The sequence below is a fragment of the Alteribacillus sp. YIM 98480 genome, from assembly GCF_009765375.1.
GTDB lineage: Bacteria > Bacillota > Bacilli > Bacillales > Marinococcaceae > Alteribacillus.
Genome location: NZ_VTOK01000002.1, coordinates 345,318 through 370,914 on the forward strand (window position 1 = coordinate 345,318; position 25,597 = coordinate 370,914).

Below are 25,597 nucleotides of genomic sequence, written 5' to 3' on the forward strand. Positions count from 1 at the left end.
GAGGATAAGGATGAAAGAGAATTTATATAAAACAAAAGATGTGGCGGATCAATTAAATGTCTCTGCCGGGACCGTTTTAAAATGGGTGAAAAAGCACGACATTCCTTATTCAGTTAATCAATACGGCCACTACTGTTTTGAAGAAAAACACCTCCCTTTATTTAATGAAATTAAAGAACAAAACCGCCAGCTCGTTTCCACAAGTACAAAAAAAGAACCTCCTGTCACTACAAACGTTCTTACGGAGAAAATAACGGATATGGAAGATAAGATAAAAATATTAGAAAGGTTGGTTTCAAGTAAAGCTGATGACATTGTATCCTTTCAATTAATGGAACATCGAAAAGAGGTAAGATCTGTTAGTAAGCAACTGCAAAAAATTGAGGACAGATTGTATAAACTAGAAGACAAAAAGGAAACTTGGGCAATGACTGAACTGCCGAAACAGACTAAAAAAGATAAACGGGTTTTAACTAGTATTCTGTCTGCAATGAGAATCATGTAAGTATTATTTCTATGTTTTGTATTATTTGATAAGCCTAGTCCCTGCTGGTAAGATAAATAAAAAGGGGGCCCAGATAATAATATGCACCAAGAGATGAAAAACAAACTTTATAAGCGGACGGAGGAACTGAGAAAGCTTAACAATGAAGCATTGCAGTCCTTTGTGAGAATAAAAGAAGAAAAGGAGACTACTCCTGATTTTTATGAATGTGTGAAGCCTTTTGCTGATAAAGTTAAAGCATGTGCTGATGAGTGGAAGCCTTTAGCGGAACAATGGATATTAGAAGACAAGCCTGATTATTTTTATATAAAACAAATGGACGATACCCATGAAAATCTGCTTATTTCTTCTGTGCTAGCCTTTCAAATTGATACGAAAGAAAAAAGGTTCCGTGAAATGATACAGTCTATTGATTACATTTTGACAGGAATAACAAACCAATTAAAATAAAATTGCTATAAAACTTTTTAGAGCTGATGTGACTTATCTAGGACAGGAGGGGGAACAATGCGTTATCTTGTAACTTCAGGGTGGCTAGAACAACAGTTGAACAAAAAGGAATATAGAGTAGTGGATTGTCGTTTTCATTTAGATGCTCCATATAAAGGAAGGGACCTCTATAAAGAAGGGCATATCCCAGGAGCAGTTTATTTTGATTTGGAAATGGATATGTCTGCTGAAGAAGAAAATCATGGAGGCCGCCACCCGCTGCCAGATATGAATGACTTTGCGGAAAAACTTTCTAATTGTGGCATAGACAAAAGCACTAAAGTAGTAGCGTATGATGATCAAGGTGGTGCAATGGCAGCCAGGTTTTGGTGGATGCTTATGTATTTGGGGCATAAAGATGTTTATGTGTTAGACCGGCCATTCTCTATATGGAAGGAAGAAAAAAGACCGGTAGAACAGCACATACCAACCTATGAACCAAAAGTATTTCTGCCCGAAATCGAGCCGCATTTGCTCGTTCATTTAGAAGAAGTAAAGCTGGTACTGCAAGATAAGACTGCTGCTCTTATCGATGCAAGAGATAAAGATCGTTTTAAAGGAAAACGTGACAATGTAGATGGTATTGCTGGGCATATCCCAGGAGCACGCCATTATTTTTGGAAGAACGTGCTGGATGAAAGTGGAAAGTGGAAAGATAGTAATAAATTAAAGACGTATTTTAAAGATCTGCCTAAAGAAGATGATATTTTTTCCTATTGCGGCTCAGGGGTAACTGCTTGTGTGAATGTACTTGCTTTAAAAGAAGCAGGGCATGAAAATGCGAGACTATATGCCGGAAGCTGGAGTGATTGGATAACGTATGATGATCTCCCTATTGAAACAGATAAAGATAATTAATTAAAAGGAAAGCCTGCTTAACTATATGCTGGCTTTCCTTTTTAAATAGGTAAGAAATTATAAATATTTGCGTTTTACATAGCTCCAGCGCCTACTCGCTCGAGATTCCTTCGGTTCGTCAATAGAAAGCAAAGATCAGCTTTCCATATGCCGCCCCTCCAGGACTTGTCGCTCGTGAGCAAGGCGCTTGCGCTTTTCTTAATAGCTAAAACCTCCCTGATTTAAATATGGCGTATAAAAGCCAAAGAAACATTAAAAATGTAGCTATAAAACTGATTTCAATGACAGGCAAACGGACAAGCGGTGAGGACGAATCGCCGAAAGTAGATCCAATAATTAATCCAACCATAATAATGCTGAATGCTAACAAGATTATACTAAAGGAAAGGCGGTTACTGATTCTGTCTAATTTATTAAGAAAGATATTGATTTTTGGGATTTTCATTTCCACACCAACATGGCTGTTGTTTAATTTTTCAAGAGCAGCGCGTAACTCGCGTGGAATGTCTAATAAGTATTCTTTTTGTTTTTGGCCTTCTTTAAGCCATTCACTTACCTTTGTTTTCGGATTCAATCTTTCTTTTGCCAGCATCTTTCCGTAAGGCTCCGCTACTTCAACAATACTAAGCTCTGGATCAAGATGTTCCACTACGCTTTCAAGAGTAATAATAGCTTTGGCAAGCATTGTGTACTCTTTATAAATTTGAATTTCATATCGGTGAGCCGTGGAGAAAATATCATTAATGGCTTCACCAATACGTACCTCATTAAAAGGCCGATCGTAATACTTAAATAAAAGATATTCAACATCTTCTGCAAATTGGTCATCATCAATAGCGTTAGGGATGTCTGCCATGTCATAAATAGCACTAGCTACTAGGTCTGGCTGTTTTTTTGTCATAGCAATAATGTAATTAATAAATTGTTTTCTCATTGCTTTGTTCAAACGGCCAATCTGCCCAAAATCAATAAAGGCTGCTGTATCATATCCTGTGAAAATAATATTCCCAGGGTGAGGATCACTATGAAAAAATCCGTTCACTAAAACTTGGTGCAAAAAGGAATCAGTTAATGTACGAGCAAGTCCTTTCTTATTAAATTCTTTTTCTGTATCTGTAAGTTCAGACAGTTTAACGCCTCGTGAAAATGACATTGTCAATATACGCCGGCTAGAATAGTCTTCTAATATATCAGGTATTTCAATTTTGGAAAAGCCGGCCATATTATTTTTCATTTTTTCAGTATTTCTCGCTTCTACATAATAATCGACTTCGTCACGAATAGCATCCACATATTCTTCAATAATATCTTGCAGCCGGTAGTAACGCGCCCAATGAAATCTTTGAGTAAATAATTTAGCTAGGTCGCGAAGAATATCAATATCTTTTTCCATCGTTTCTTTAATATTCGGTCTAGAAACTTTTACTGCAGCTTCACGCCCATCATGAAGGACTGCATAATGGACTTGGCCAATAGATGCTGCAGCCAGAGGTTCTTCACAAAAGTGTGAAAATACATCACTTAATGAGCAGCTCAAATCATTTTCAATAATTTGTTTCCCATATTCAAAGGGAAATGGCGGAACTTCATCTTGAAGTTTTTCTAATTCTTCAATGATTGAAGGAGGAAAAATGTCTTTTCTAGTGCTTATAAGCTGCCCTAATTTTATAAACGTAGGGCCTAACTCTTCAATAACTAGCCGAACTCTTTTGCCGATCGAGTGAGTATTCACATCTTTAGAGTCAGCAGCCAGTCTTTTAGGGAGGGATAATATATGAAATAGTCCAACTTCTTGTAATATATAGCCAAATCCGTGCCGGGCTAATGTGGCTGCAATTTTTCGATAACGGTTAGCGTGTTTCAGTCCGCGGGTTAAAGCCATTTGAAAATTCCTTTCTAGAGCTTCAGCAGGATATGATACTAGTTAAAGAATGAATTTTTTCATACACTTCATTCCTTGTTGTCCTCAAAAGAATTTCTTGAGTTGAATTCTAATTTTTGTTCTAACTCTTGAAGTTTGTTTTCTAATGCTTCTACATCTTTTGCTGTTGCTAATCCCATTTCTTTTAAAGATTCCTGCATTTTTTCTTTGGCCTGGTTAGACCACTCCATTTCTGTGTCGCGGCCTTTTTGAATAAACTCCTCTTTCCATTGTTCTGCTTCACGAGGAGTTATTTTCCCTTTTGTCACGAGATCATCAACATAGTTTTGAATCTTTTCTTTGCCATAGGCTGCTGCCCCTAATCCGAGAAAAAAACCTTTTTTAAGCATTTCATTCATTTAGATGATCCTCCTTGTTGAGAGTTATAATCTACGTTTTATTTTACCAAAACCTTGCTGGATAAAACATCAAAAATGGGCCTTACCTGAATGTCAAACTTGTTCAAGTAAGGCCCATTACTTATCCGTTATCTCTTAACATTAAATAAATAAATACAAAAATGGTGATCACCGATAGGATGGTAAGTACGGTGATAAACATCGGTTCTGCATCATTCCATCCGTTAACGGATGCAAATACGTTGGAAGGTACGAGTGCTAAAACCATAGCAGTAAAGAATGCTGCTATCCATTTATTCATTACAGCTCCTCCTTTTTGTTTGTATTGTAGTATGTAACAAAATAAGCTAATGATTATCCAATTTTATTATATAGGGTGATGCAGAAATTATCAATTAGCCCGGTCAGCTTTTAACCTTCTAAAAAAATGTTATAATAGGTACTGTTTTTATTGTGTGAAAAAAACTTGAACTTATTAGGAAAAGGTTATATAAACAACTTGGACAGTGTGGAAAGGATAATGAAGATGGGTAAGATTCACATTGAAGACATCATTATAGCGAATCAGACACTAAAAGATGTTGTAACACATACACCCTTGCAAAAAAACCAAGTGTTATCGGAGCGTTATGATGCTAGTGTTTATTTGAAAAGAGAAGATTTACAGGTGGTTCGTTCTTTTAAAATTAGAGGAGCCTTTCATGTTATGCATAGTCTTCCAAAGGAAAGAATGGAAAATGGTGTAGTGTGTGCTAGTGCTGGGAACCATGCTCAGGGAGTAGCTTATTCGTGTAAAGCTCTTCAAGTCAAAGGGAAAATTTTTATGCCTACGACAACACCTCGTCAAAAAGTTGAACAAGTAAAATTATTTGGAAAAGAATTTGTAGAAGTCATTTTGACGGGAGACACTTTTGATGATGCGTATCTACAAGCAAATTCTTATGGTGAAAAAAATGACATGGCTTTTATTCATCCCTTTAATAACGAGAAAATCATTGCCGGACAGGGCACAGTGGGGATGGAAATTATGAATGATATAGAAGAGACGATTGATTATTTGTTTTGTTCGATTGGAGGAGGAGGGCTGATATCTGGAGTTGGAACGTATATAAAGTCCATTTCTCCAAATACAAAAATTATCGGGACAGAACCTGCAGGCGCTCCGGGAATGAAAGAATCACTCGCTCGTAATGAAGTAGTAGAACTTGATAAAATAGATAAATTTGTAGATGGTGCTGCGGTAAAGAGAGTAGGGGATATTCCATATGAAGTGTGTCAAGCTGTAATAGACGATATTTCGCTTGTTCCGGAAGGGAAAATTTGTACTACGATACTCGAGTTATATAATGAAAATGCATTAGTCGCAGAGCCAGCAGGAGCTATGCCTATTTCAGCACTCGATTTTTATAAAGAGGAGATTAAAGGAAAAACAGTTGTTTGCGTTGTAAGTGGCGGGAATAATGATATTGGAAGAATGGAAGAAATGAGAGAAAAATCTCTCCGCTACGAAGGGCTGCAGCATTATTTTATTATTGATTTTCCTCAAAGGGCTGGGGCACTAAGAGAATTTCTTCATGAAGTTTTAGGACCAGATGATGATATTACAAGGTTTGAATATGCGAAAAAAAATAACAAAACCAACGGCCCGGCTTTAGTTGGTATTGAACTGACCGACAACAAAGATTACCTTCCTTTAATTGACCGCATGCAGAAAAAAGGTTTCCATTACAATGAAATAAATAAAGAAGAAAGCTTATTTAATTTTCTTATCTAACCTTCCTGCGGGAAGGTTTTTATGTAACTGAATATTGGGTATGAAAGTACTAAGGGGGAGAGTATAATGATTGTAAATGAGTATAAATCTTACTTTGAAATGATACCTCAGCATGAACACGCCAGAATATCTTATGAAATATTAAAAAACTGGGGTGATCACTCATTAGAAAAGAGTCCATTATGGGAGGCTCTCCTGCTTGCAGTACGAGAACATGACAGGGCATGGATACCGCTTGATGCCAGTCCAATAATGAATAAACAACAAAATAAACCATATTCTTTTACGGATTTCCCTGAAAAAGAAAAAATGACTGCTTACCAGCAGGGTATACAGACAGTGGCTGAACAGAACGCGTACAGCGGACTGCTTAATAGTTTACATTATGCATCTTTTTTTAAAAACAGTACATCAAAAGATGCTGTATCGTTTTTAAAAGAAGAAGAAAAAAGGCAGGAAAAATTACGTAAATTACAAACACATTCTGAGGAATCTTTTCATTTAAGGCTGCTGCAATTTTGCGATGATCTGTCTTTATATGCGTGTATGAACGATCCTGGAGCTAGGAAAGACGAAGAAATAAGCTGGTTTAAAAACGGCTTTCGACATACCTTCGAATTTCTTGACTATAAAACAATTCAGGCACAGTTCATCTCTACAAATGAAATTCAACTCATCCCTTTTCCTCTTCGTTCACTGTTGAAAGTAACCATTCACGCAAAGGCTGTGAATAAAACGGAGATAGCAGAAGAAAAGGTGGAGGCAGCTTATCAATCGGGAGAAGAAGCAGTTAGAAATTTAAGCTTTGTTCCTTGATGAGCTGGGGAAAATATATGAAGATAGGAAGAGACGTTATAAATGAAAGGAGTATACGATGCAATTATCACAAACACGAATTATAGCACTAGTAGATGAAGATTTTGAAGATTTAGAGCTTTGGGTGCCTGTGATGCGTCTAAGAGAAGAAGGGGCAGAAGTGGTATTAACAGGGAAAGAAAAAGGGAAAACCTATTACGGGAAGTACGGTGTACCTGCTGAAGCACAAGCTGGTTTTTCCGATATTAATCCTGAAGATTTCGACGGCATTTTAGTTCCTGGGGGGTGGGCTCCAGATAAGCTGAGACGTTTTGATGAAGTGATCGACATGGTAAAACATATGGATGCCAATGAAAAAGTAATCGGTCAAATCTGCCATGCAGGCTGGGTTTTAATCTCAGCTGATGTGTTACAAGGCAAAAAAGTAACGAGCACGCCAGGTATTAAAGATGATATGAAAAATGCTGGTTCTCTATGGAGTGACAAAGCAGTTGTCGTAGACGGCCATCTCGTATCAAGCCGCCGGCCGCCCGACATTCCTGAATATGGAAGAGAGTTAGTAAAAGCCTTTCTTAACAAGTAGCTTGAGTATCACATGGCAAGGCCTAAATTTCTAAATCGATGTGTAGTGAAAAAATGGAGAAGCAGGTCTGATTCTTAAAGGGATCAGACCTTGTTTCATGAAAAAGGAGCAGACATGATTGAAAAAAATGAAAAGCAAATCTTTCATATGAAAGCAAGCGGAGAATTCTTTATATTATTTCTTTATTCCCCGTTATGTGGCACATGTAAAAAAGCTGAGCAAATGATGTTTGCTTTGGAAAATGTATTTGATAGCATGCTTTTTGTAAAAGCAAATATAAATACGATTCCTTCTTTTGTAAGAGAAGAAAAAATAAAAAGTATTCCATGTTTACAAGCGGTGCAAAACAAAAATACTGTAAAAACAATCTATGCGTTCCATTCCATCCCCTCGCTCGTTGAACGGCTGCACCCTATTATAGAAAAGCGTCACGCTGAACATGAATAGAAAGGATGAACTTTTTTGATTACACCTTCCTTCGAATTAAAGGATATGTTTACAGACCAAACCGTTCCATTGCATGCCTATAAAGGTAAGCCTCTAATGCTTACGTTCTGGGCATCGTGGTGTCCGGATTCACAAATTGATTTATCTCAAAAACAAAGGTTTTATGATTATCTAGATACACATCAACTTGGATTTTTAACGATAAACGTTACCGGAAGAGAGGGAAAAGAAGAAAATGCAAAAGAATTTATAGAAAAAGAAGGCTACACTTTCCCGGTACTATTAGATAATGGCACAAAAACATACGATCGCTACCACTGTATGGGGGTCCCTACTACCTTTATTCTTGATGCAGATCAACAAATTATCAATCGCTTCAACGACAAAGCAGCATTTTTAGATATTATGAAAGGAATGAATCAAGTTCTAGGCAAAAAATAAACCCCGGCTTATATAAATACAGCCGGGTCCATATTCCTTTTAAGGCTTTTTTCCCTGTTTTACTACTGCTTTCATTTGTTCACTATTGGGATAATCATTAGCGTCATATTGATTTAAAACCCTTTGCAGATCATAAGACACCCGGTGAATAGAGGCAGAAAAAGTATCATTTTCTATGTGAAGAAGGACATAAGAGGGGCGTGGATCACCATCAAAAGGCAGGCCGACACTGCCCGTGTTAATAAAGGTTTTATCCCCGATTGTTTTTATAAATGGAGTATGGATGTGGCCGTAAACAATAATGTTTGCCTCTGTATCAATTGATAGTTTTTCTTCTAATTCCTTGTCTGAATGGTCCGCAGTAACTACATCAAATAAGCTTGTTGGCGTAGCGTGGAAAGCATGCATGGTTACAGAATCACTAAAACTCTCTAAAAATGATTCAGGAAGACGGCTTAAATAATTTACATCTTCTTGTGAGAGTCGTTCCACGGTCCAGTCGCGTTCTTGATTCATTAAAGCAAGAGCATTATCTGGGACTTCATTTTTTAAAACACCGCGCACTACCCATTCGTCTGCATTACCTTTTAATACTTTAGCAGGAGAGGAACGCACAGTCTCTAAAGCGTTTTTTGGTTCTGGACCTCTGTAGCACAAATCACCGAGTATATACATTTTATCTACTTTTTTATCTTTTAGTTCATTGAGTACCGCTTTTAAAGCTCGGGCATTTCCGTGTATGTCTGATAATAGAGCAATTTTCACAACGATAACCTCCCTGATTATGTATAAGTAAAAATTCACGTATGATTTTCACGTTTTACCCTTCCATTATACAGGATAAAAGCTGCTTCAATAACCCTCACAATGAAGGTTTAGAAATTGGAAGAAAATCTTGCGGTTATGTTACAATCAAAATTACCTAATATAGTGGAAACGTTTGGGATGAACTTAAGTTTGGAAAGGAGTTTACTTTACTGGTATGAAAATTGTATCCATAGAACCAACACCTAGTCCGAATACAATGAAGTTAATATTAGATGAATCCTTGCCTTCAGGGAAAAGCAATAATTATTCTGCTAAAAACATAGAGGATGCTCCTGATTTTATTCAGCCGATTTTAGAGATTGAGGGTGTAACGGGAGTGTATCATGTTTCAGACTTTATGGCGGTGGAGAGGCATCCTAAATCAGATTGGAAAGCACTTCTTCCTAAAGTTCGGAAAGTTTTTGGAGAAAAAGATGTTGAAGAAGACCGGCAGTCTAATGAGCAGGGAGAAGCATTTGGTGAAGTGCAGATTCAAGTTCAGGCTTTTAAAGGGATACCAATGCAATTAAAAATAACAACGGCAGATGAAGAAAAAAGACAAGGACTGCCAGAAAGGTTTCAGGAGGCAGCTTTTGCTGCGCAAACAGAGAATGACAATGTAGTTATGCAAAGAAAATGGGAAGATCATGGTGTACGCTATGGAAATGATTTAGAGTCGATCGGTAAGGAAGTAGCAGAAGAAATAGCGGCAGCCTATCCAAAAGAAAGACTTGACCGTCTCGTGAACATGTCGCTAACTGGTGAAGAACAGGCACAAAAAAATGCTAGCCGTTACATCAAAGTTACATTAGATATGCTAGATGATCCGGATTGGAAAAATCGTTATGCAGCACTAGAACAAATGGACCCTAAAGAAGAAGATATTCCAGTGCTTGAAAAAGCTTTACAAGATGAAAAATCTTCAATTAGACGTCTTGCCGTCGTATACCTTGGAATGATTGAAAAGCCTATTGTATTACCGCTTCTTCGTCAGGCGATGCAAGACAAATCTGTAACGGTTAGAAGAACAGCAGGTGACTGCTTTTCCGACATTGGTGATACAGCCGGTATTCCTGCAATGATTGATGCATTAAAAGATAAGAATAAGCTTGTACGCTGGAGAGCGGCTATGTTTTTGTATGAAGCAGGAGATGAAACAGCAGTGGAGCCTCTTAAAGAAGCCGTAAATGATCCGGAATTTGAAGTAGCTTTACAAGCTAAAATGGCTCTTGAAAGAATAGAAGGCGGGGAAGAAGCCAAAGGTTCGGTTTGGAAACAAATGACTGAAAAAATGGCTGAAGGAAGAAATAATAGTTAACAATAAAAATAAGCTGACGTTAACAATGTTGTGCTGCTTGAACGAAAAGGCCGTCTCCCGCAAATATTAGAGACGGTCTTTTTACACTTGTTAGGAAAGTATAAAATTTATGGAAAACAGTATAAGTAAAACTACGGCATTTAACGTACAGTATTAATGCCGCTGCTGCCACAGGACGTGGCGTTATTAGGCGGTGTCCTTATATTATATATCGCTGCCAGCCCAGTTTTTCTAAAAATAAACGGCTAAGCAATTAGGAATGAAAAGACACAGCAGGAGGCGTTAATAATGACAAAGGAAGAAATAAAAAGTATATTAAAAGAAAAACAAATGGAAGAAGCGCTTGAATTGATTGAAGAGGCAGAAGCGGGTGAACTTGAAGAATTAGAGTTGGTACAATCCTTAGGGCTGCTGCGGGATCCTGCCCTAAATGAAGAAGTAATACGTGTACTGCAAGAAGAAGGTGTTTCCATCATATATATATCAGACGAAGATGTTTAAAAAGAGAGGAAGCAAAAAGTGCGTGGTCAACCAACACATCGAATATCAAAAAAAGCATTATCCGTATGGCATTTAAAAGGAGTAATAACAACCGGGCTATTATTAATCATACCAGCTGCATTATTTTTTTTCACTTACAGATTTCAATTTCCACTTTTTTATGTTTGGACAAGCGGAATACTTGTTGCTGGATATGGTTTGTGGAAAATTATTGTATTGCCAAAAATTCGGTGGAATATGTGGCGGTATGAAGTATATGACAAAGAAATAGAACTTCTGCGTGGAGTGTTTATTATACGGCACACACTTATTCCGATGACACGCGTTCAGCACGTTGATACAGAACAAGGTCCAATTTACAAAAAATATGGACTGACGACTGTTACGATCTCTACCGCTGCTGGAGTACATGAAATTCCTGCTTTATCAGAAGGAGTTGGTAGCAGACTGCGAGACAAAATTGCATATTTAGCAGGAACGGAGGAGAGCGATGAATAATTGGCACAAATTGCACAGCGCCTCCATTTTATTACTGTTTACATCCAAAGTGAAAGATTTACTAATTCCTTTATTGTTAACTTTATTTGCTGGCGGTACAAGTTATGGGTCTCGATTTTCATCTTTGCTTTTTCCTGTACTAATTATCGTTATTTTGTTGTACAGTATCCTATACTGGGCGTCGTTTAGGTATCAATTTGATGAAGGTGAGCTGAGAATAAAACAAGGCATCTTTATCAAAAAAAACCGCTACATTAGAAAAAATAGAGTACAATCTGTAGATATTGTTACCGGAATGTTTCATAGGCTGCTGAAAGTAGAAAAAGTTAAAATTGAAACGGCAGGAGGAGGAATGGAGCCTGAAGTTGAATTAGCAGCAGTCAAACAAAGAGAGGCGCAATTTATTCGTGCACAGCTTAAAAGCGTTGAAGTACCAAACCAGTCTGAAGGTGAGGAGGTACAAGAACTCGGACGGTCTACGCAAAGAAGTTTTTATTATAAAGTGCCATTAAAATCAATTATAATAACAGGATTAACTTCAGGAAAAGTAGGCCTTGTTTTTTCAGCAGCTGCTGCTCTTATTTCTCAAATTGATCAATTTCTACCTCGGGGATTTTACGAAAATTCTATTGGTGTACTCATTTCTAAGGGAGCTGTCTTTTTGACAGGTCTATTACTAGTTGTCGCATTTATTGCATGGATCATTTCTATCTTTATTACAGTAATTCAATATGGTAATTTTGAGATTGCCAAAAATGATAAAGAATTAATTATTTCTCGAGGATTATTAGAAAAAAGACACTTGACATTACAATTAAACCGGATAACAAGCGTACGCTATGTGTGCAATCCCTTACGGCAATGGCTTGGTGTTTGGAGTATTTACGTCGATAGTGCAGGGGGAGGCTCTAAAGAAGAACAGCTTTCTACATTGCTTTTGCCGCTTGGCAGCAGAAAAGAAATTGATCATTTGATGAAAGAAGTGCTGCCTTATGCCAAAATGCCAGAAACAATCCAGCCTTTACCCAAAAAAGCTGCCTTTCGCTATATTATTCGTACATCAATTGTTTGGTGGCTTCTCGCTTTTCCGGTTATGAGTTTCCTTCCAAATGGCTGGGTGTTTTTTGTACTGCCGCTCTCTTTTTCTTATTTGGGCTGGCTTAGATATAAAGACAGTGGTTATACGCTTTGCCGGAATCAGTGTGTATTACAAACGAGACTTTTTAGTTTATCTTGTAATATACTTCCAAAAAATCAAATTCAGTCCATTACTTATCAGCAAACTTTTTTTCAAAAAAAAAGAAAGTTGTACACATTATCAGCAGATATTTTATCAACTACCGGGGGCCGTACATTTCAATTAAAAGATATGGAAGCAGATGAGGATCAACATATTTTTGAATGGTATAGAAGAAACAATATATAAAAGCTGCAGGAAATACTTCACTGCAGCTTTTATTATTCATTAAAGAAAATTATTATGATTCGTAGTCCTTGCTGTAAGCATTTGTATAAGTGGAGATACTTCTTTCTCCGCTGTCGGTAGTACATTCAAACCGGTCAAATACGTAATCTTGGGAGTGAGTACGTAATATCCGTTCGTAATGATGCTGGATAAGTAATGTTTTACCTGGCTTTCGAAAGGTGAGGAAATTTACACCTTTAAAAGAAGATACTCCTTCTGATTGCAATAGTTCATATAATAATCGATTGTGGCAATCTTCTAAGTGGTTTCTTTCAAATCCAAAAGAGTGGATCCTCTGCCAAAGACTTTTACGTGCAGGGTGTTCCAATTCGTTTAACAGAATAGTAAAGGGCTGGAATTGCTCTTTATGAACTCTTACCGAATCGTTTTTCTTTATTTTATATTCTTTCCCTTTATGGTCTTGAAAAATAAAGCGGTTTTTATAGGTAACCGGAACCCATGTATTACTTGATTTTTGAATTTCAAGCTCAAATGGACAGCCTTCTAACTCCAGCGTATCTCCATTTGTTGGTTCAATAAGATGCACATCTCCTTGATTTTCTTGGATTTGATAATAAATATAATTTTGTTCCTCTGTTTGGTTTTCCTCTTTGTTTAATGACAGGGACGGTATAGTAATCTGGCCGTAAACGGAACCAATATCTTTCCATGTCTGAGCGGTTTCTAATTGTTGCTTAGAAGCAGTGTATAACTCATTGATAGTTGTTTGTATAGCTTGCACAACGGAATCGTTGAAAGACATATCCCATTTCTTATCCGGTAAATGGATTTTTGAACCGGGGACGGTAACATAAGCATTCTTTTTTTCATCAATAGTATCTGCTGCATGCAGTTCTGGTGTTTGGGCTACTCCGAGGATGAAAACTTTTCCAGACCAAGTTTTTTTAGGAGGAGTAAATACCTCATCTAAACGACCATAAAAAACGCCTTCTATTCCTTTATCAACCAGGACGGTGCTGCCTTTATGTTTAGTAGCTTCTGTACGATTCATGTAAACCCTCACTTTTGGTTGTCGTTTTTTTTAGTTTATTTCTCGGTGTGAATTTCCGTGTTCCCTTGAATTCGAGGGAGGGCAGAAACGCACGCCAAATATGAATAAGAATAAAATGTGTCAATCTTTCCGGATAGATATAATAGAGCGTAGTTAGTTATTAACACATTATTTATAGACATATGTATACGTCTCATTGAGAGATTATCTGAGAAATTTGAACATGAGGCTGTCCCAAAAGGATTTTTCACTTTAGGAAAGTTTAACTTTATTAAAGGACCCGACTTATGGGACAACTGTTTACTTCATTATACGAAAAAAAGGGGTCTTCCGGCAAGAAGACCCAATAATGAAAATGGAATAAGTTATTTGGAGAGATAATCAAAAATCCCCATTGCTGATACGATAGCGTCCATTTTAATAATAGTAACGAGAGGATGATCATCTGCAAGGTGATCCAAAGAATAATGCCTTAATACATCTTGTCCTAATCGTTCAGCTAATACTCCAAAGTCTAGACCTTCTCCTTTAACAGCTTTTCCTTTTTGAATAAAGTACGGAAGCCAAAATCTTATTTGTCTTTGTATTTCATCGATATTTTTAGAAGCTCCGTAATGACCGAAAAATATAGAAGAAGGCTCGTATGAAAGTATAAGTTTAAGCGATTCTTCCATTTTGTCAGGGTCAAATTGATTGGGAGAAGTGGATGGCAAATAAATTTCTTTTTGAAGATTATTTGCATCCGTATATTGAATACCAATGGTGTCCCCGGTAAAAATTCCATTACTGCGTGAATCTATAATGCTAAAATGATGAGCGGCATGCCCCGGCGTGTCCAGGAAAGTGAACGTTCTTTCAGAAGAGATGGAAAGTGTCTCTTTATGATTTTTAATAATAATTTTTTCTTCTGCAATAGGAACAACGGGATCAAATAAAGATTCGAATCTTTCCCCATAGACTGCCTGAGTCCCTTTTACGAGACGAGCAGGATCAATTAAATGCCTGAGACCGCGGGGGTGGACCACCACTTTAGCATTTGGGCAATCTTTTAAAAGTAGACCAACTCCTCCTGCGTGATCAAGATGGACATGAGTGACAATTATATATGTAACTTCGTCTAGTGATCTTCCCAAGTGCTCAATACTCTTTATTATGCGGGGGACAGCCAGGCTCGGTCCAGGGTCAATTAATGTTAAGTCTTTTTCATTAATAATATAAGTGCCGGTCCGATTGGGCAGATGAAGGTCAAACCCATCTGAAATCCAAATATCATCCGTAATAAATTCTGGTTTTTTCCAATTCACAAGATATCATGCCTCCAATGTAAGGGTTTTCCTTTATGGGTGGAAAGAAGCGGGCGAACAGGCCCGTCTTCAGGCTGTATGGCATAACGTTTTAATATATTTTTTGTCGGTTAATGGCATCAATCGAACATATTTTTATTCTGTTTTCCCGGGTACCGTTTTTCGTATAATTTTAATAGCTGTTCCATTTTTTCTACTTTTGTGTGTTCTGCCTTCTCTCTTATTGTGCGGATGTTTACTTCCATTTTAGTGAGCGTTTCATACAGCTGTTCTGTTTGGGCAGTTTTCAAATCCGAAGAAAGAGATAAATAAGTCTTAATTAAGGATGGTACATCTCTTTGAAGCAGCCGCTTTAAAGTGTACTTTTCCTCTATATCGAGCAATTCATATACGTTTCCAGTACGTTCGGTTTCTTCTAGAAGTCTCTTTAGTCGATTTTCTATTAATTTCCCGAGCTTATCATAATGATTTGCTAAAAATTCTTCAAGTTCTCTAATGTATGGATAAGGTTCCTCTGAAGATTGAATTAACTCTTTATCTTCCATAGAATCAGGAAGAGAAGAAGCGGTAGGATTAGCTGATGTTTTTTCAATCAAACCGCCTAACAGTGCATCATCAAGAAGTTCAAATTTATAAAAAAGGCCCTCAAAATATCTTGATTTTTGAATACTCCGTACAAATGTCTGGCCGTTTTTAATATATTGAACAGTTGCCTCTTTAAAGCGGTTTGGCCGTTTTTTAGACAGATGGGTTTTACGAAGGTATTCAATAATAATTCTTTTTTTTATTGCTGCTTCTGATTTTGGAGTTTCATAGCTTAATAATTTCATCCGTTTTTGATTGATTTTCAAACGAAAATGAAATGTTTTACCATTCTTTTTGAATGTTTGCGCAGATTTTACTTGTTTGCCGTGATGAATCAAGCGATCCAACGCTGCTTCTGTGTCTTGAACAAGCACTAAACCGTGCGCATCCGAAAAGATATGGTCATCCACTGGCCTTAAATGGTCCGGCAAAAACTTTTCGAGCCAGGGATGAGTAAGCCAGTCTTTTGTCAACGCGACCACCTTCTTAAACGATGTTCAAAGGCTTTAGTACACCTTATTCCAACAATTTTGTTTTCATTTGGTTATTTAGTTCATCTAATTCAGAAATAAATTTCTTTCCAGTTTGTACTATGCGTTCATTCGATTGCTCCGTCATTTGAATGGCGGCATACACATCTTCATATGCTTTTCGAAAGGTTTCAATTGCCACAGCAGGTTCTTCTAGTGTTTTTAAAGTGTCTTCTGTGTTGCTTTTCAGCATTTCTGCGTTGCTTAGGATCATATTTTCTGTGGCTTCGTTTACGCTTTGAACAGCATTAATCACTTTACGCTGATTGCCAAGGGCAAGCTGAATAGAGGCAGTAACAGTAATGATGTTTTTTGTCATCGTAATGGCATTGAAAATAGCTTCTTCTAATTTCTCATTATTATCTAATATTAAATCAACCGAAGCTAAAGACTGCTGTAAGACCATTACTGCCTGGGTCATGTTTTTTATTCTTGAGACCACTTTTTGCTGCCCCTTTTGAAGTGCACTCGAGTTGTCCCGCCATTCTTCTTTTGTCATTTCATTTTCCAGCATTTCATTTAACGTTTTACCGGTTTGTATCTGTTCTTCTAGGTCAGATATTCGTTCTTTTGCAGTCTCTTTTAATTGTTCAAGCATAACATTATCTTCTTGAAGTTTATCTCTGCCTGAGAGCAAACCTTCTATAATATTCTCTACTTGAGCTTCAACGGTATCGTACTTTTTGGCGTATTGTTCGATTGGATTTCTTCTTAATATTTTATTCCAGGTTTTTTTCCATTTTCCCTCTTTTAAATAATCAGGTTCTAGCTCTCCAACCATGCCTTTTAATTCATGAAGTTTTTCCGGGAGTTCATTATCTTTTTGATTCATCATTTCTCGAACAGGTTTTTTTAAAGCATCTAAAGAGTCGCCTGCTTTTTGTTGTTCTGCTTCTCCAAGTCCTCCAAGTGCGGACACTAAATCCTCAGAACTTTCTGCGCTTTTAAATCGTTCTAAAAACTTTTCTGCCTTCTCTTTGGCTCCGCTCGTTTCAGCAGGATGGTTGTGTGGTTCCTGGGTCATTTAGCGCTCTCCTTTCTGTTTATGCTTATATATAAAGCGGTCACAACGCTGATAAGTTTTTCGTAGGATAGTAATATTATATCATTTATTGCCAGGTTTCGTCGTATATCACTTTTCATTATTGTGTGATTTAGGTACGATGTAGTCTACAATAAAGTTTCGGAAATAAAAAATTATTTTCTTAAAGCTTGAATTTCGATATATTTATACTAGGGGGAGTGTATGGGGAATGTTTAGTAAATATCTCACGCTTCAAGAAGCAAATGATCTGCTCCCGTCCGTTAGGGAAGAATTGGTACATCTTCAATCTTTAGAGCGCGAATGTAAAACTGTTCATCATCATCTTAAAGCTGTTAAAAAGGGTGCTTTAGAGGAAGTGACCAGTAGAGAAGAAGACATTTTTCTTCTGGAAACAGGGGTCGATTTTTTAGAAATTCAAGCCCAATGTTACGTAAGCCAGTTAGAAAAAAATGGGATTTATATCAAAAGTATTGATGAAGGACTGGTTGATTTCCCTGCAAAAGTAGAAGGAAATCCAGTACTGCTTTGCTGGAAACAAGGTGAAGAATTTATTACTCACTATCACCATTTATTTGAATCTTTTAAAAAGAGAAAGAAAATTTACAGCACGGATGATAGGTGAGATAGAAGGAGGTTAAGATGTGCCTGATCGTTTTTGGGTATGGTGTTCATGAAGATTATCCATTGATTGTGGCAGCAAACCGTGATGAATTTTATTCTAGGCCGACAGTTCCTCTTCATCATTGGCCGCATTCTCCAATTAAAGCAGGAAAAGACAATGAAAAGGGCGGTACATGGATGGGGGTTACAGAGAGCGGACGTTTTGCTGCTATAACCAATGTGAGAGCACCAAAACAGAACCCTGCCAAGTATTCGAGAGGAGAAATTGTTAAAGGATTTTTAGAAGCAGAAGATCCGCACACGTTTTTAGAAGAATGTAATGTACACAACGAAGATTTTGATGGTTATAATTTGATTTCTGGAAACAGTAACCAACTATTTTATTCAACCAATCAGGACAAGCATACTAAGCACCAGTTACAAAAAGGTATTTATGGTTTGAGTAATGCGTTTTTAAACACGCCGTGGCCCAAAGTAGTACACGCTAAGAAGAAATTCACCAGCATTTTAAAAAAGCAGATGGAACCTTTCTCGCCCGAACCGTTATTTGAAATGCTTTCTAATACGGATGAAGCAGACGAGAACGATCTGCCTGAAACAGGAGTGAACAGACAACTTGAAAAAAAGCTGTCTCCCTTGTTTATTAGAATGAAAGGGTACGGTACACGTTCTCAAACGGTAATCGTATTTACGAAAAAAGGTGAAGTGATGATGGAAGAGCGGACATATAGTGAAAACGGACACATATTAAATCAAAAGAACATAAATTGGACAATAAAATAAAGATGAATATGTATTAAATAAAATGAATAAATATAAATATTTACGATTTCTTAAAATTAATTAATAATATAAAAAAAGTGAAAAAAACGCGGCAGAAAGCGTTTTCATTGAGTTTTCCTCATGTAAAATAATTTGCCGAAATGTCAGAAAAATGATATGCTTTCGTATATTAGATAAAACTACAGGGATATGTTTTGTTAGACAGTTTTTAGAGAGGTGGAGAGGGCAATGACACAACCTTACATTTCACAGAGAGAAGGCCTTTACGATTCTGATTTTGAGCATGATAATTGCGGGATCGGATTTTTGGCTAATATTAAAGGGAAGAGATCACATGACATCGTGAAGAAAGCCCTTGACATTTTGGTCAACCTTGAACATCGCGGCGGTCAAGGTGATGAACCAAACACTGGTGATGGTGCCGGTATTTTATTACAATTACCGCATCGATTTTTCAAAAACAATGAAAATGACTTAGGATTTGAAGTTCCTAAAGAAGGTCATTATGGAGTAGGGATGGTATTCCTTCCTTCTCAAGACCAAAAAAGACATCAATGTGAAAAAGAGATTGACCAGATCATAGAAGAAGAAGGGCAGACTGTTTTAGGGTGGAGAGAAGTTCCAGTAGATGACTCAATGATCGGAAAAGCTGCACTTAAAGCAAAACCTGCTGTGTATCAAGTATTTATCGGACGAAGTGACGATGTACAGTCTAGAGAAGAGTTTGAAAGAAAGCTGTATGTCATTCGAAAGCGTGCTGAGCATGAAGCGGGGCAAGAATTAGAAGAAAATGATTCTTTTTATTTTGCCAGCCTTTCTTCACGTACCATTGTTTATAAAGGAATGCTTACGACAGAGCAAGTGCCTCAATTTTATAAAGACGTAAATGATAAAGATTTTGAAACAGCTGTAGCACTTGTACATTCCCGCTTCTCTACAAACACATTTCCAAGCTGGGAACGTGCACATCCAAACCGTTACCTGATTCATAATGGGGAGATAAATACGGTTAAAGGTAATGTAAATTGGATGCATGCTCGTGAAGCGGTTTTTCAATCGGAATTATTCAAAAATGATCTTGATAAAGTGCATCCTGTCATAGACCATCACGGCAGTGACTCCTCGATGTTTGATAACACGTTTGAATTTCTAACACTTGCAGGTCGTTCTATGCCTCATTCAGCTATGATGATGATACCGGAACCCTGGCAGAATGACCCATTAATGAACGAAGAAAAGAAAGCTTTTTATCAATTTCACAGCTGTTTAATGGAACCATGGGATGGTCCGACAGCGATTGCTTATACAGATGGCAATAAAGTAGGAGCATGTCTGGATAGAAATGGACTGCGTCCAGCAAGATATTATGTAACAAAAGATGATCATATATTGATGTCTTCTGAAGTGGGCGTTTTAGATATTGATCCAGAAGATGTCTTGTATAAAGAGCGGCTGCATCCGGGCCATATGCTTTTAGTAGATATGGAAGAAGGCCGGATTGTGCCTGATGAAGAAATTAAGCATTCTATTGCTTCTGAAAAGCCATATAAAGAGTGGGTAGATACTTATATGGCTGACCTAGAAGACGTAATGGAAAGCCAGGATGTTTACAATACGGAATTTGATCAATTACAAAAAAGGCAGCTAACTTTCGGGTATACGTATGAAGAGCTTGAAAAAATGGTGAAGCCAATGGCTGCAGAAGGTGTCGACCCGGTAGGTTCTATGGGTTACGATTCCCCATTAGCAGTTTTGTCTAAAAAACCACAGCTTCTATACAATTATTTTAAACAATTGTTTGCCCAGGTAACTAATCCGCCGATTGATGCTATTCGTGAAGAATTGGTTACTGCGGTCGGAACGACGATTGGTAAAGAAGGAAATCTTCTTCATCCCGAACCAGAAAGTGCCCGGCAGCTGTTTTTAAAGACGCCGCTTTTAAACAATGAGGACTTTGCAAAACTGCGTGCCAATAAACAAAAAGGATTTCAATCGGTTACGCTGCCTATGGTATTTGATGCTTCGAAAGGAAAGGAAGCATTAAAGCCTGCACTCGATCAGTTATTTGCATCTGCAGACCAAGCAGTGGAAAACGGAGCGACAGTAATTATTTTAAGTGACAGGAATGTAGACAGCCAGTATGCTCCGATACCTGCACTGTTAGCTGTTTCTGGTTTGCATCACCACTTTATCCGCAACGGTATGAGAACTCGTGTGAGCCTGGCAGTTGAAACGGCTGAACCAAGAGAAGTTCATCACTTTGCCGTATTGCTTGGCTACGGTGCAGAAGCGATTAATCCATATCTTGTCTTTGATTCTATTGACGGGATGTTAAAAGATAATTTAATAGAAGGCACATCGTATGTTGAAGCTGTCCAAAAGTATATTAAGGCAGCTACAAAAGGCCTCATGAAAGTACTTTCAAAAATGGGGATTTCTACGATCCAAAGTTATCGAGGCGCTCAAATATTTGAAGCGGTTGGTATTGATTTAGAGGTTGTAGATAAATACTTTACGTGGACTCCTTCACGCATAGGCGGAATAACACTTGACATTATTGCAGAAGAAGTACTGCTCAGACATAAACGAGCGTTTACTGATCAAGAAGGTCAAGATTTAACACTTGAACCAGGTGATGACCTGCAGTGGAGAAGAAATGGGGAGCCTCATCAATATAACCCACATACGATCCACATGCTTCAGCATGCAGCACGGAAAAACGATTATGACTTGTATAAAAAGTATTCAAAAGCAATAAACGAACAAGAAAAAGAGCAAACATCTTTACGAGGTTTACTCTCGTTCAATACGACAAAGACCAATCCTGTTTCTATTGACGAAGTAGAATCTGCATCAGATATTGTGAAACGTTTTAAAACAGGAGCGATGTCGTTTGGCTCTATTTCCAAAGAGGCACATGAAGCGCTTGCGATCGCGATGAATCGAATTGGTGGCCGATCCAATACTGGCGAAGGCGGAGAAGACCCTGCGCGCTTTAAGCCAGATGCTAATGGTGATTTGCGCAGAAGTTCTATAAAACAGGTGGCTTCTGGACGTTTTGGAGTAACGAGCCATTATTTAGTGAATGCAGATGAAATCCAAATTAAAATCGCTCAAGGCGCAAAGCCTGGTGAAGGCGGCCAGTTACCTGGCAATAAAGTATACCCATGGGTAGCAGAGGTTCGCGGCACGACAGCTGGTGTTGGACTAATTTCGCCTCCGCCTCATCATGATATTTATTCCATTGAGGATTTAGCAGAATTAATTCATGATTTAAAGAATGCTAATCCTTCAGCGCGCGTAAGTGTGAAACTTGTTTCAGGTACCGGTGTAGGCACCATTGCAGCCGGTGTTGCCAAAGGCAGGGCAGACGGACTTGTAATCAGCGGCTATGATGGCGGTACTGGAGCTGCAGCTAGAACGAGTATTAAACATGCTGGCCTTCCTTGGGAAATTGGTCTGGCTGAAACGCATCAAACTTTAGTATTAAATAATCTTCGTGATCGTATAAAAGTGGAAACAGATGGAAAGCTCATGACGGGCCGGGATGTAGCAATTGCTGCACTTTTAGGTGCTGAAGAGTATGCCTTTTCTACAGCTCCTCTTGTTGTATTAGGCTGTGTTATTATGCGTGTCTGTCATTTAGATACGTGTCCAGTGGGAATAGCTACCCAAAACCCAGAACTGCGCAAAAAGTTCATGGGTACCCCGGATCATGTAGTAAACTTTATGCATTTCATTGCAGAAGAAATGCGTGAGATCATGGCGGAACTAGGATTTAAAACTGTGAACGAAATGATCGGAAGAACAGATCTGGTTGAACAGAAAGAAGAAGTTGATAATTGGAAAGCAAGCACAGTGGATTTGAGTAATCTGTTGTATCGTCCTAAAAAGCTTGATCAGTCAAAACATTTCGGTCACCTTGAACAGGACCATATGCTTGAACAATCTCTGGATTATACTACTCTATTAAAAGCTGCTAAACAGGCTATAACCAATAAAGAACCTGTATTTGGCGAGTTTTCAATAAAAAATACAGACCGTGTTGTCGGAACCATTGTTGGAAGTGAAGTCACGAAACATCATGGAAAAGATGGCCTGGAAGAAGACACAATTCGGTTTACGTTCAGAGGATCTGCAGGGCAAAGTTTTGGAGCCTTTATTCCAAAAGGTATGACCCAAACATTAATTGGAGATGCCAATGATTATCTTGGAAAAGGTCTTTCAGGCGGGAAAATTATTGCCTATCCTCCTGAAACGTCCACTTTTGCTCCGGAAGAGAGTATTTTAATCGGTAATACGACTTTTTACGGGGCAACAGCAGGAGAAGCATATATTCGCGGTGTAGCAGGAGAACGTTTCTGTGTTCGTAACAGTGGTGCCCATGTAGTAGTAGAAGGAGTCGGCGACCATGGCTGTGAGTATATGACAGGAGGTATAGTAGTTAACCTCGGTGGTACTGGCAGAAACTTTGCTGCTGGTATGTCTGGCGGGATTGCTTATGTACTGGATAGAGACGGTAATTTCGCTGATTACTGTAATCATGAAATGGTGCAATTAGAGGCCTTAGAAGATACAGAAGAAATCAAACAGCTCAAAAGCTTAATTGAAAACCATGTGTATTACACGGAAAGTTCGCTCGCAGAGAGCTTGCTGCAGCAATGGAAAAGCTCTGTCTCTAAATTTGTGAAAGTTATTCCAAAAGATTACAAACAAATGCTGGAATCGATTGAAATTGCTAAAAAAGAAGGTTTATCTGAGCAGGAAGCTATCATGACAGCTTTTAACGAGACGAAAACGAGCAAAGCAAGAGTTGGTGGAAAGTAAAATTAAAAAAACGGGCAGCGGTGAATGAAAAGTGGTTCACCGCTGTCATAAACATCAAGATTTAGAATGTCTGGAGTGAGAGATGTGGGGAAACCAACAGGTTTTATGGAGTATACAAGGGAAGCTCCACCTAAGAAAGATCCACTTGCCCGAGTGAAAAATTGGCAGGAGTTTCAAATAGTTATGCCTGAAGAAAAACTGCAAGAACAGGGAGCGCGCTGTATGGACTGCGCGATACCTTTTTGCCAGGCAGGCACAACAATGGAAGGGTCAGAAGAAATTGGCTGTCCAGTTTATAATCTTATCCCTGAATGGAATGATTTAGTTTACCGTGGAAAATGGAAAGAAGCATTAGCACGTCTTCACAAAACAAATAACTTTCCAGAATTTACAGGCCGTGTTTGTCCGGCACCTTGTGAAGGTTCTTGCACCGTTGCATTAAATGACGACCCTGTTACTATTAAATCTATCGAATTTCATATTGTAGAAAAAGGATTTAAAGAAGGTTGGATCAAACCTGCTCCTCCTAAAAAGCGAACGGGGAAAAGTGTCGCTGTGATAGGGTCAGGTCCAGCAGGTCTTGCTGCAGCCGCTCAGTTAAATAAAGCGGGTCATCATGTTACTGTATTTGAGAAAGATGATCGAATCGGGGGACTGCTCACTTACGGTATACCAGATGTGAAACTCCCTTATCATGTCGTTGAACGCCGTTTAACGCTTTTAGAAGAAGAAGGCGTGGAATTTGTAACGAACACGGAGATAGGAAAAGATTATTCTACGGAAGATTTGCATAAAAATTTTGATTCCGTTATTCTTTGTACTGGTGCCCAGGTTCACCGCGATGTTCCGGCGGAAGGCAGAGGTCTTGATGGTATTCATTATGCAATGGATTTTCTACGTCCTAATACAAAATCTTTGTTAGACTCCGAGCATAAAGATGGTAATTACATTTCTGCCGAAGGTAAAAATGTAATTGTTATAGGCGGGGGAGATACGGGGGTTGACTGTATTACGACATCACTAAGACACGGATGTAATTCCCTTGTTCAATTTGATATTCATCCGGAAAAAGACAGCACACGTGATGAGAATAACCCATGGCCGCTTTACCCTCAAGTGTACACACAAGAAGAGGGCCATAAAGAAGCAGAAGCTGTTTTTGGGAATGATCCTCGTGCGTATAAAGTGATGACTAAAAAATTCGTAGGGGACGAAAATGGACAAGTAAAAGAACTTCATACCATTGAAGTAGACACAGTATATGAAAACGGGAAAAAGATTAGAAAAGAAATTCCTGGGACGGAAAGAGTATGGAAAGCAGATCTTGTTTTTCTTGCAATTGGGTTTACAGGTCCAGAACAAGAATTGCTCGAGCAAATGGAAATTGAAACAGATGAAAGAAGCAATGTGAAAGCAGAGTATGGAAAATATTCTACTAATAAAGAAGGCGTTTTTGCTGCTGGAGACAGCAGAAGAGGACAAAGTTTGGTCGTTTGGGCTATTCATGAAGGCCGAGAAGCTGCCAGAGAATGTGATAAATATTTGATGGGAACAACTAATTTAACTTAAAAAGACAGAAGCCCCAGTTTAATGTGACTGGGGCTTTACTAAACACATCATAAAATTTCACGCACCGTATTTGACCTTACAATAAACTATAAACATCAAATAATATTTGTTAGAATAAACAAAAGAGATCATGAGGAGGATATTAGTATGGCTGAAAACAACATAGTAAAGGCTCCATATAAAACGGGCCTTTATGCGGGGGAGATTTTGAAAGAAAAAGAGAATAAAAGATTGATAAAAGTTTTAGCTGTTTTAAAACATCCTAAGCAAGGTGATCTTCATAACCCAAATCAAGTAGAAGTGCCGTTGTTTCATGAACGAAAAGCTTTGGCGGAAAATGAAAAGGTTTGGGTACCTGCATCTGTTTTAAACGATTATGAAGAAAGTATCCCATCATACGAAAAATCTTTAAAATTTGCGGTAGAGGCTATGCTACAAGATCTTCAAAACAAAACAGATACTTATTCTCAAAAGGCACTGGAAACTTTAAATAATGTTTCTAAAGATTATCCCTTTACGATTCATATTTAGTAGGTAAA

25 protein-coding genes are annotated in these 25,597 nt (G+C 38.1%); 17 read left to right on the top strand and 8 right to left on the bottom strand.

Annotation, left to right across the window (positions count from 1 at the left end):
- Nucleotides 1-10 precede the first annotated feature (10 nt).
- The 3 genes from FZF09_RS04520 to FZF09_RS04530 all read left to right on the top strand — a co-directional run bounded on the left by FZF09_RS04520 (nt 11) and on the right by FZF09_RS04530 (nt 1,852).
- Nucleotides 11-505, top strand: coding sequence for a helix-turn-helix domain-containing protein (locus FZF09_RS04520; protein ID WP_158735376.1), 495 nt, complete (start codon nt 11-13; stop codon nt 503-505).
- An 81-nt stretch (nt 506-586) separates the two neighbouring features.
- Nucleotides 587-955 (top strand): YppE family protein, encoded by a 369-nt coding sequence (locus FZF09_RS04525; RefSeq protein WP_158735377.1) that lies wholly within the window; start codon nt 587-589, stop codon nt 953-955.
- A 57-nt stretch (nt 956-1,012) separates the two neighbouring features.
- Nucleotides 1,013-1,852, top strand: coding sequence for a sulfurtransferase (locus FZF09_RS04530; RefSeq protein WP_158735378.1), 840 nt, complete (start codon nt 1,013-1,015; stop codon nt 1,850-1,852).
- A gap of 205 nt (nt 1,853-2,057) precedes the next feature.
- Here the strand turns inward: FZF09_RS04530 and FZF09_RS04535 are convergent, their stop codons facing one another.
- The 3 genes from FZF09_RS04535 to FZF09_RS04545 form a co-directional block, all read right to left on the bottom strand.
- Nucleotides 2,058-3,734: an ABC1 kinase family protein gene (locus FZF09_RS04535; protein WP_158735379.1), complete on the bottom strand. Its 1,677-nt coding sequence runs from the start codon at nt 3,732-3,734 to the stop codon at nt 2,058-2,060.
- A gap of 68 nt (nt 3,735-3,802) precedes the next feature.
- Complete coding sequence (locus FZF09_RS04540; RefSeq protein ID WP_158735380.1) at nt 3,803-4,132, bottom strand: phasin family protein; 330 nt, start codon at nt 4,130-4,132, stop codon at nt 3,803-3,805.
- Nucleotides 4,133-4,253: 121 nt separating this feature from the next.
- Nucleotides 4,254-4,433 (bottom strand): hypothetical protein, encoded by a 180-nt coding sequence (locus tag FZF09_RS04545; protein ID WP_158735381.1) that lies wholly within the window; start codon nt 4,431-4,433, stop codon nt 4,254-4,256.
- Between the two features lie 225 nt (nt 4,434-4,658).
- On the opposite strand from FZF09_RS04545, the gene ilvA reads away from it, so the two are divergent.
- The 5 genes from ilvA to FZF09_RS04570 all read left to right on the top strand — a co-directional run bounded on the left by ilvA (nt 4,659) and on the right by FZF09_RS04570 (nt 8,193).
- Nucleotides 4,659-5,906 carry a threonine ammonia-lyase IlvA gene (gene ilvA / locus FZF09_RS04550; protein WP_158735382.1) on the top strand — a complete coding sequence of 416 codons (1,248 nt, stop codon included), beginning with the start codon at nt 4,659-4,661 and terminating at the stop codon, nt 5,904-5,906.
- A gap of 66 nt (nt 5,907-5,972) precedes the next feature.
- Nucleotides 5,973-6,722 (top strand): DUF3891 family protein, encoded by a 750-nt coding sequence (locus FZF09_RS04555; RefSeq protein WP_158735383.1) that lies wholly within the window; start codon nt 5,973-5,975, stop codon nt 6,720-6,722.
- A gap of 58 nt (nt 6,723-6,780) precedes the next feature.
- A complete protein-coding gene (locus FZF09_RS04560) occupies nt 6,781-7,305 on the top strand; it encodes a type 1 glutamine amidotransferase domain-containing protein (protein WP_158735384.1) in 525 nt (174 codons plus the stop codon).
- A gap of 114 nt (nt 7,306-7,419) precedes the next feature.
- Nucleotides 7,420-7,752: a thioredoxin family protein gene (locus FZF09_RS04565; RefSeq protein WP_233269394.1), complete on the top strand. Its 333-nt coding sequence runs from the start codon at nt 7,420-7,422 to the stop codon at nt 7,750-7,752.
- A gap of 15 nt (nt 7,753-7,767) precedes the next feature.
- Entirely contained in the window at nt 7,768-8,193 is a 426-nt protein-coding gene (locus FZF09_RS04570) for a TlpA disulfide reductase family protein (protein ID WP_158735386.1), read from the top strand.
- Between the two features lie 39 nt (nt 8,194-8,232).
- On the opposite strand, the gene FZF09_RS04575 is transcribed toward FZF09_RS04570, so the two are convergent.
- Complete coding sequence (locus FZF09_RS04575; RefSeq protein WP_158735387.1) at nt 8,233-8,958, bottom strand: metallophosphoesterase family protein; 726 nt, start codon at nt 8,956-8,958, stop codon at nt 8,233-8,235.
- 217 nt (nt 8,959-9,175) lie between these two features.
- Here FZF09_RS04575 and FZF09_RS04580 point away from each other — a divergent pair, with 217 nt between their 5' ends.
- From FZF09_RS04580 to FZF09_RS04595, 4 genes are all read left to right on the top strand, one after another.
- Nucleotides 9,176-10,318, top strand: coding sequence for a conserved virulence factor C family protein (locus tag FZF09_RS04580; RefSeq protein WP_158735388.1), 1,143 nt, complete (start codon nt 9,176-9,178; stop codon nt 10,316-10,318).
- 288 nt (nt 10,319-10,606) lie between these two features.
- The gene (locus FZF09_RS04585; protein ID WP_158735389.1) at nt 10,607-10,819 is read left to right on the top strand and encodes a hypothetical protein; all 213 of its coding nucleotides are present in this window, start codon (nt 10,607-10,609) and stop codon (nt 10,817-10,819) included.
- An 18-nt stretch (nt 10,820-10,837) separates the two neighbouring features.
- On the top strand, nt 10,838-11,317 hold the full coding sequence (locus tag FZF09_RS04590) for a PH domain-containing protein (RefSeq protein WP_158735390.1): 480 nt from the start codon (nt 10,838-10,840) through the stop codon (nt 11,315-11,317).
- Entirely contained in the window at nt 11,310-12,743 is a 1,434-nt protein-coding gene (locus tag FZF09_RS04595) for a PH domain-containing protein (protein ID WP_158735391.1), read from the top strand. The genes FZF09_RS04590 and FZF09_RS04595 overlap by 8 nt, the downstream gene beginning before the upstream one ends.
- Before the next feature lie 52 nt (nt 12,744-12,795).
- Here the strand turns inward: FZF09_RS04595 and FZF09_RS04600 are convergent, their stop codons facing one another.
- The 4 genes from FZF09_RS04600 to FZF09_RS04615 form a co-directional block, all read right to left on the bottom strand.
- Nucleotides 12,796-13,794 (bottom strand): DUF2777 family protein, encoded by a 999-nt coding sequence (locus FZF09_RS04600; RefSeq protein WP_158735392.1) that lies wholly within the window; start codon nt 13,792-13,794, stop codon nt 12,796-12,798.
- Nucleotides 13,795-14,159: 365 nt separating this feature from the next.
- Nucleotides 14,160-15,098 (bottom strand): MBL fold metallo-hydrolase, encoded by a 939-nt coding sequence (locus tag FZF09_RS04605; protein WP_158735393.1) that lies wholly within the window; start codon nt 15,096-15,098, stop codon nt 14,160-14,162.
- 119 nt (nt 15,099-15,217) lie between these two features.
- A complete protein-coding gene (locus tag FZF09_RS04610; RefSeq protein WP_158735394.1) occupies nt 15,218-16,156 on the bottom strand; it encodes a hypothetical protein in 939 nt (312 codons plus the stop codon).
- Between the two features lie 43 nt (nt 16,157-16,199).
- Nucleotides 16,200-17,237, bottom strand: a complete 1,038-nt coding sequence (locus tag FZF09_RS04615) for a toxic anion resistance protein (protein ID WP_158735395.1) — start codon at nt 17,235-17,237, stop codon at nt 16,200-16,202.
- 229 nt (nt 17,238-17,466) lie between these two features.
- Here FZF09_RS04615 and FZF09_RS04620 point away from each other — a divergent pair, with 229 nt between their 5' ends.
- The 5 genes from FZF09_RS04620 to kapB all read left to right on the top strand — a co-directional run bounded on the left by FZF09_RS04620 (nt 17,467) and on the right by kapB (nt 25,589).
- Nucleotides 17,467-17,880 carry a DUF2203 domain-containing protein gene (locus FZF09_RS04620; RefSeq protein WP_158735396.1) on the top strand — a complete coding sequence of 138 codons (414 nt, stop codon included), beginning with the start codon at nt 17,467-17,469 and terminating at the stop codon, nt 17,878-17,880.
- Nucleotides 17,881-17,897: 17 nt separating this feature from the next.
- Nucleotides 17,898-18,662 carry an NRDE family protein gene (locus FZF09_RS04625; protein WP_158735397.1) on the top strand — a complete coding sequence of 255 codons (765 nt, stop codon included), beginning with the start codon at nt 17,898-17,900 and terminating at the stop codon, nt 18,660-18,662.
- Between the two features lie 228 nt (nt 18,663-18,890).
- On the top strand, nt 18,891-23,489 hold the full coding sequence (gltB, locus tag FZF09_RS04630) for a glutamate synthase large subunit (RefSeq protein WP_158735398.1): 4,599 nt from the start codon (nt 18,891-18,893) through the stop codon (nt 23,487-23,489).
- A gap of 84 nt (nt 23,490-23,573) precedes the next feature.
- Complete coding sequence (locus FZF09_RS04635) at nt 23,574-25,058, top strand: glutamate synthase subunit beta (protein ID WP_158735399.1); 1,485 nt, start codon at nt 23,574-23,576, stop codon at nt 25,056-25,058.
- Between the two features lie 147 nt (nt 25,059-25,205).
- Complete coding sequence (gene kapB / locus FZF09_RS04640; RefSeq protein ID WP_158735400.1) at nt 25,206-25,589, top strand: kinase-associated lipoprotein KapB; 384 nt, start codon at nt 25,206-25,208, stop codon at nt 25,587-25,589.
- Nucleotides 25,590-25,597: the final 8 nt, after the last annotated feature.

What these genes read in the sequence shown, in the direction of transcription:
- FZF09_RS04520 (WP_158735376.1), top strand. Translation starts at nt 11, where the DNA reads ATGAAAGAGAATTTATATAAAACAAAAGATGTGGCGGATCAATTAAAT.
- FZF09_RS04525 (WP_158735377.1), top strand. Translation starts at nt 587, where the DNA reads ATGCACCAAGAGATGAAAAACAAACTTTATAAGCGGACGGAGGAACTG.
- FZF09_RS04530 (WP_158735378.1), top strand. Translation starts at nt 1,013, where the DNA reads ATGCGTTATCTTGTAACTTCAGGGTGGCTAGAACAACAGTTGAACAAA.
- FZF09_RS04535 (WP_158735379.1), bottom strand. Translation starts at nt 3,734, where the DNA reads ATGGCTTTAACCCGCGGACTGAAACACGCTAACCGTTATCGAAAAATT.
- FZF09_RS04540 (WP_158735380.1), bottom strand. Translation starts at nt 4,132, where the DNA reads ATGAATGAAATGCTTAAAAAAGGTTTTTTTCTCGGATTAGGGGCAGCA.
- FZF09_RS04545 (WP_158735381.1), bottom strand. Translation starts at nt 4,433, where the DNA reads ATGAATAAATGGATAGCAGCATTCTTTACTGCTATGGTTTTAGCACTC.
- ilvA (WP_158735382.1), top strand. Translation starts at nt 4,659, where the DNA reads ATGGGTAAGATTCACATTGAAGACATCATTATAGCGAATCAGACACTA.
- FZF09_RS04555 (WP_158735383.1), top strand. Translation starts at nt 5,973, where the DNA reads ATGATTGTAAATGAGTATAAATCTTACTTTGAAATGATACCTCAGCAT.
- FZF09_RS04560 (WP_158735384.1), top strand. Translation starts at nt 6,781, where the DNA reads ATGCAATTATCACAAACACGAATTATAGCACTAGTAGATGAAGATTTT.
- FZF09_RS04565 (WP_233269394.1), top strand. Translation starts at nt 7,420, where the DNA reads ATGATTGAAAAAAATGAAAAGCAAATCTTTCATATGAAAGCAAGCGGA.
- FZF09_RS04580 (WP_158735388.1), top strand. Translation starts at nt 9,176, where the DNA reads ATGAAAATTGTATCCATAGAACCAACACCTAGTCCGAATACAATGAAG.
- FZF09_RS04585 (WP_158735389.1), top strand. Translation starts at nt 10,607, where the DNA reads ATGACAAAGGAAGAAATAAAAAGTATATTAAAAGAAAAACAAATGGAA.
- FZF09_RS04595 (WP_158735391.1), top strand. Translation starts at nt 11,310, where the DNA reads ATGAATAATTGGCACAAATTGCACAGCGCCTCCATTTTATTACTGTTT.
- FZF09_RS04600 (WP_158735392.1), bottom strand. Translation starts at nt 13,794, where the DNA reads ATGAATCGTACAGAAGCTACTAAACATAAAGGCAGCACCGTCCTGGTT.
- FZF09_RS04615 (WP_158735395.1), bottom strand. Translation starts at nt 17,237, where the DNA reads ATGACCCAGGAACCACACAACCATCCTGCTGAAACGAGCGGAGCCAAA.
- FZF09_RS04620 (WP_158735396.1), top strand. Translation starts at nt 17,467, where the DNA reads ATGTTTAGTAAATATCTCACGCTTCAAGAAGCAAATGATCTGCTCCCG.
- FZF09_RS04625 (WP_158735397.1), top strand. Translation starts at nt 17,898, where the DNA reads ATGTGCCTGATCGTTTTTGGGTATGGTGTTCATGAAGATTATCCATTG.
- gltB (WP_158735398.1), top strand. Translation starts at nt 18,891, where the DNA reads ATGACACAACCTTACATTTCACAGAGAGAAGGCCTTTACGATTCTGAT.
- kapB (WP_158735400.1), top strand. Translation starts at nt 25,206, where the DNA reads ATGGCTGAAAACAACATAGTAAAGGCTCCATATAAAACGGGCCTTTAT.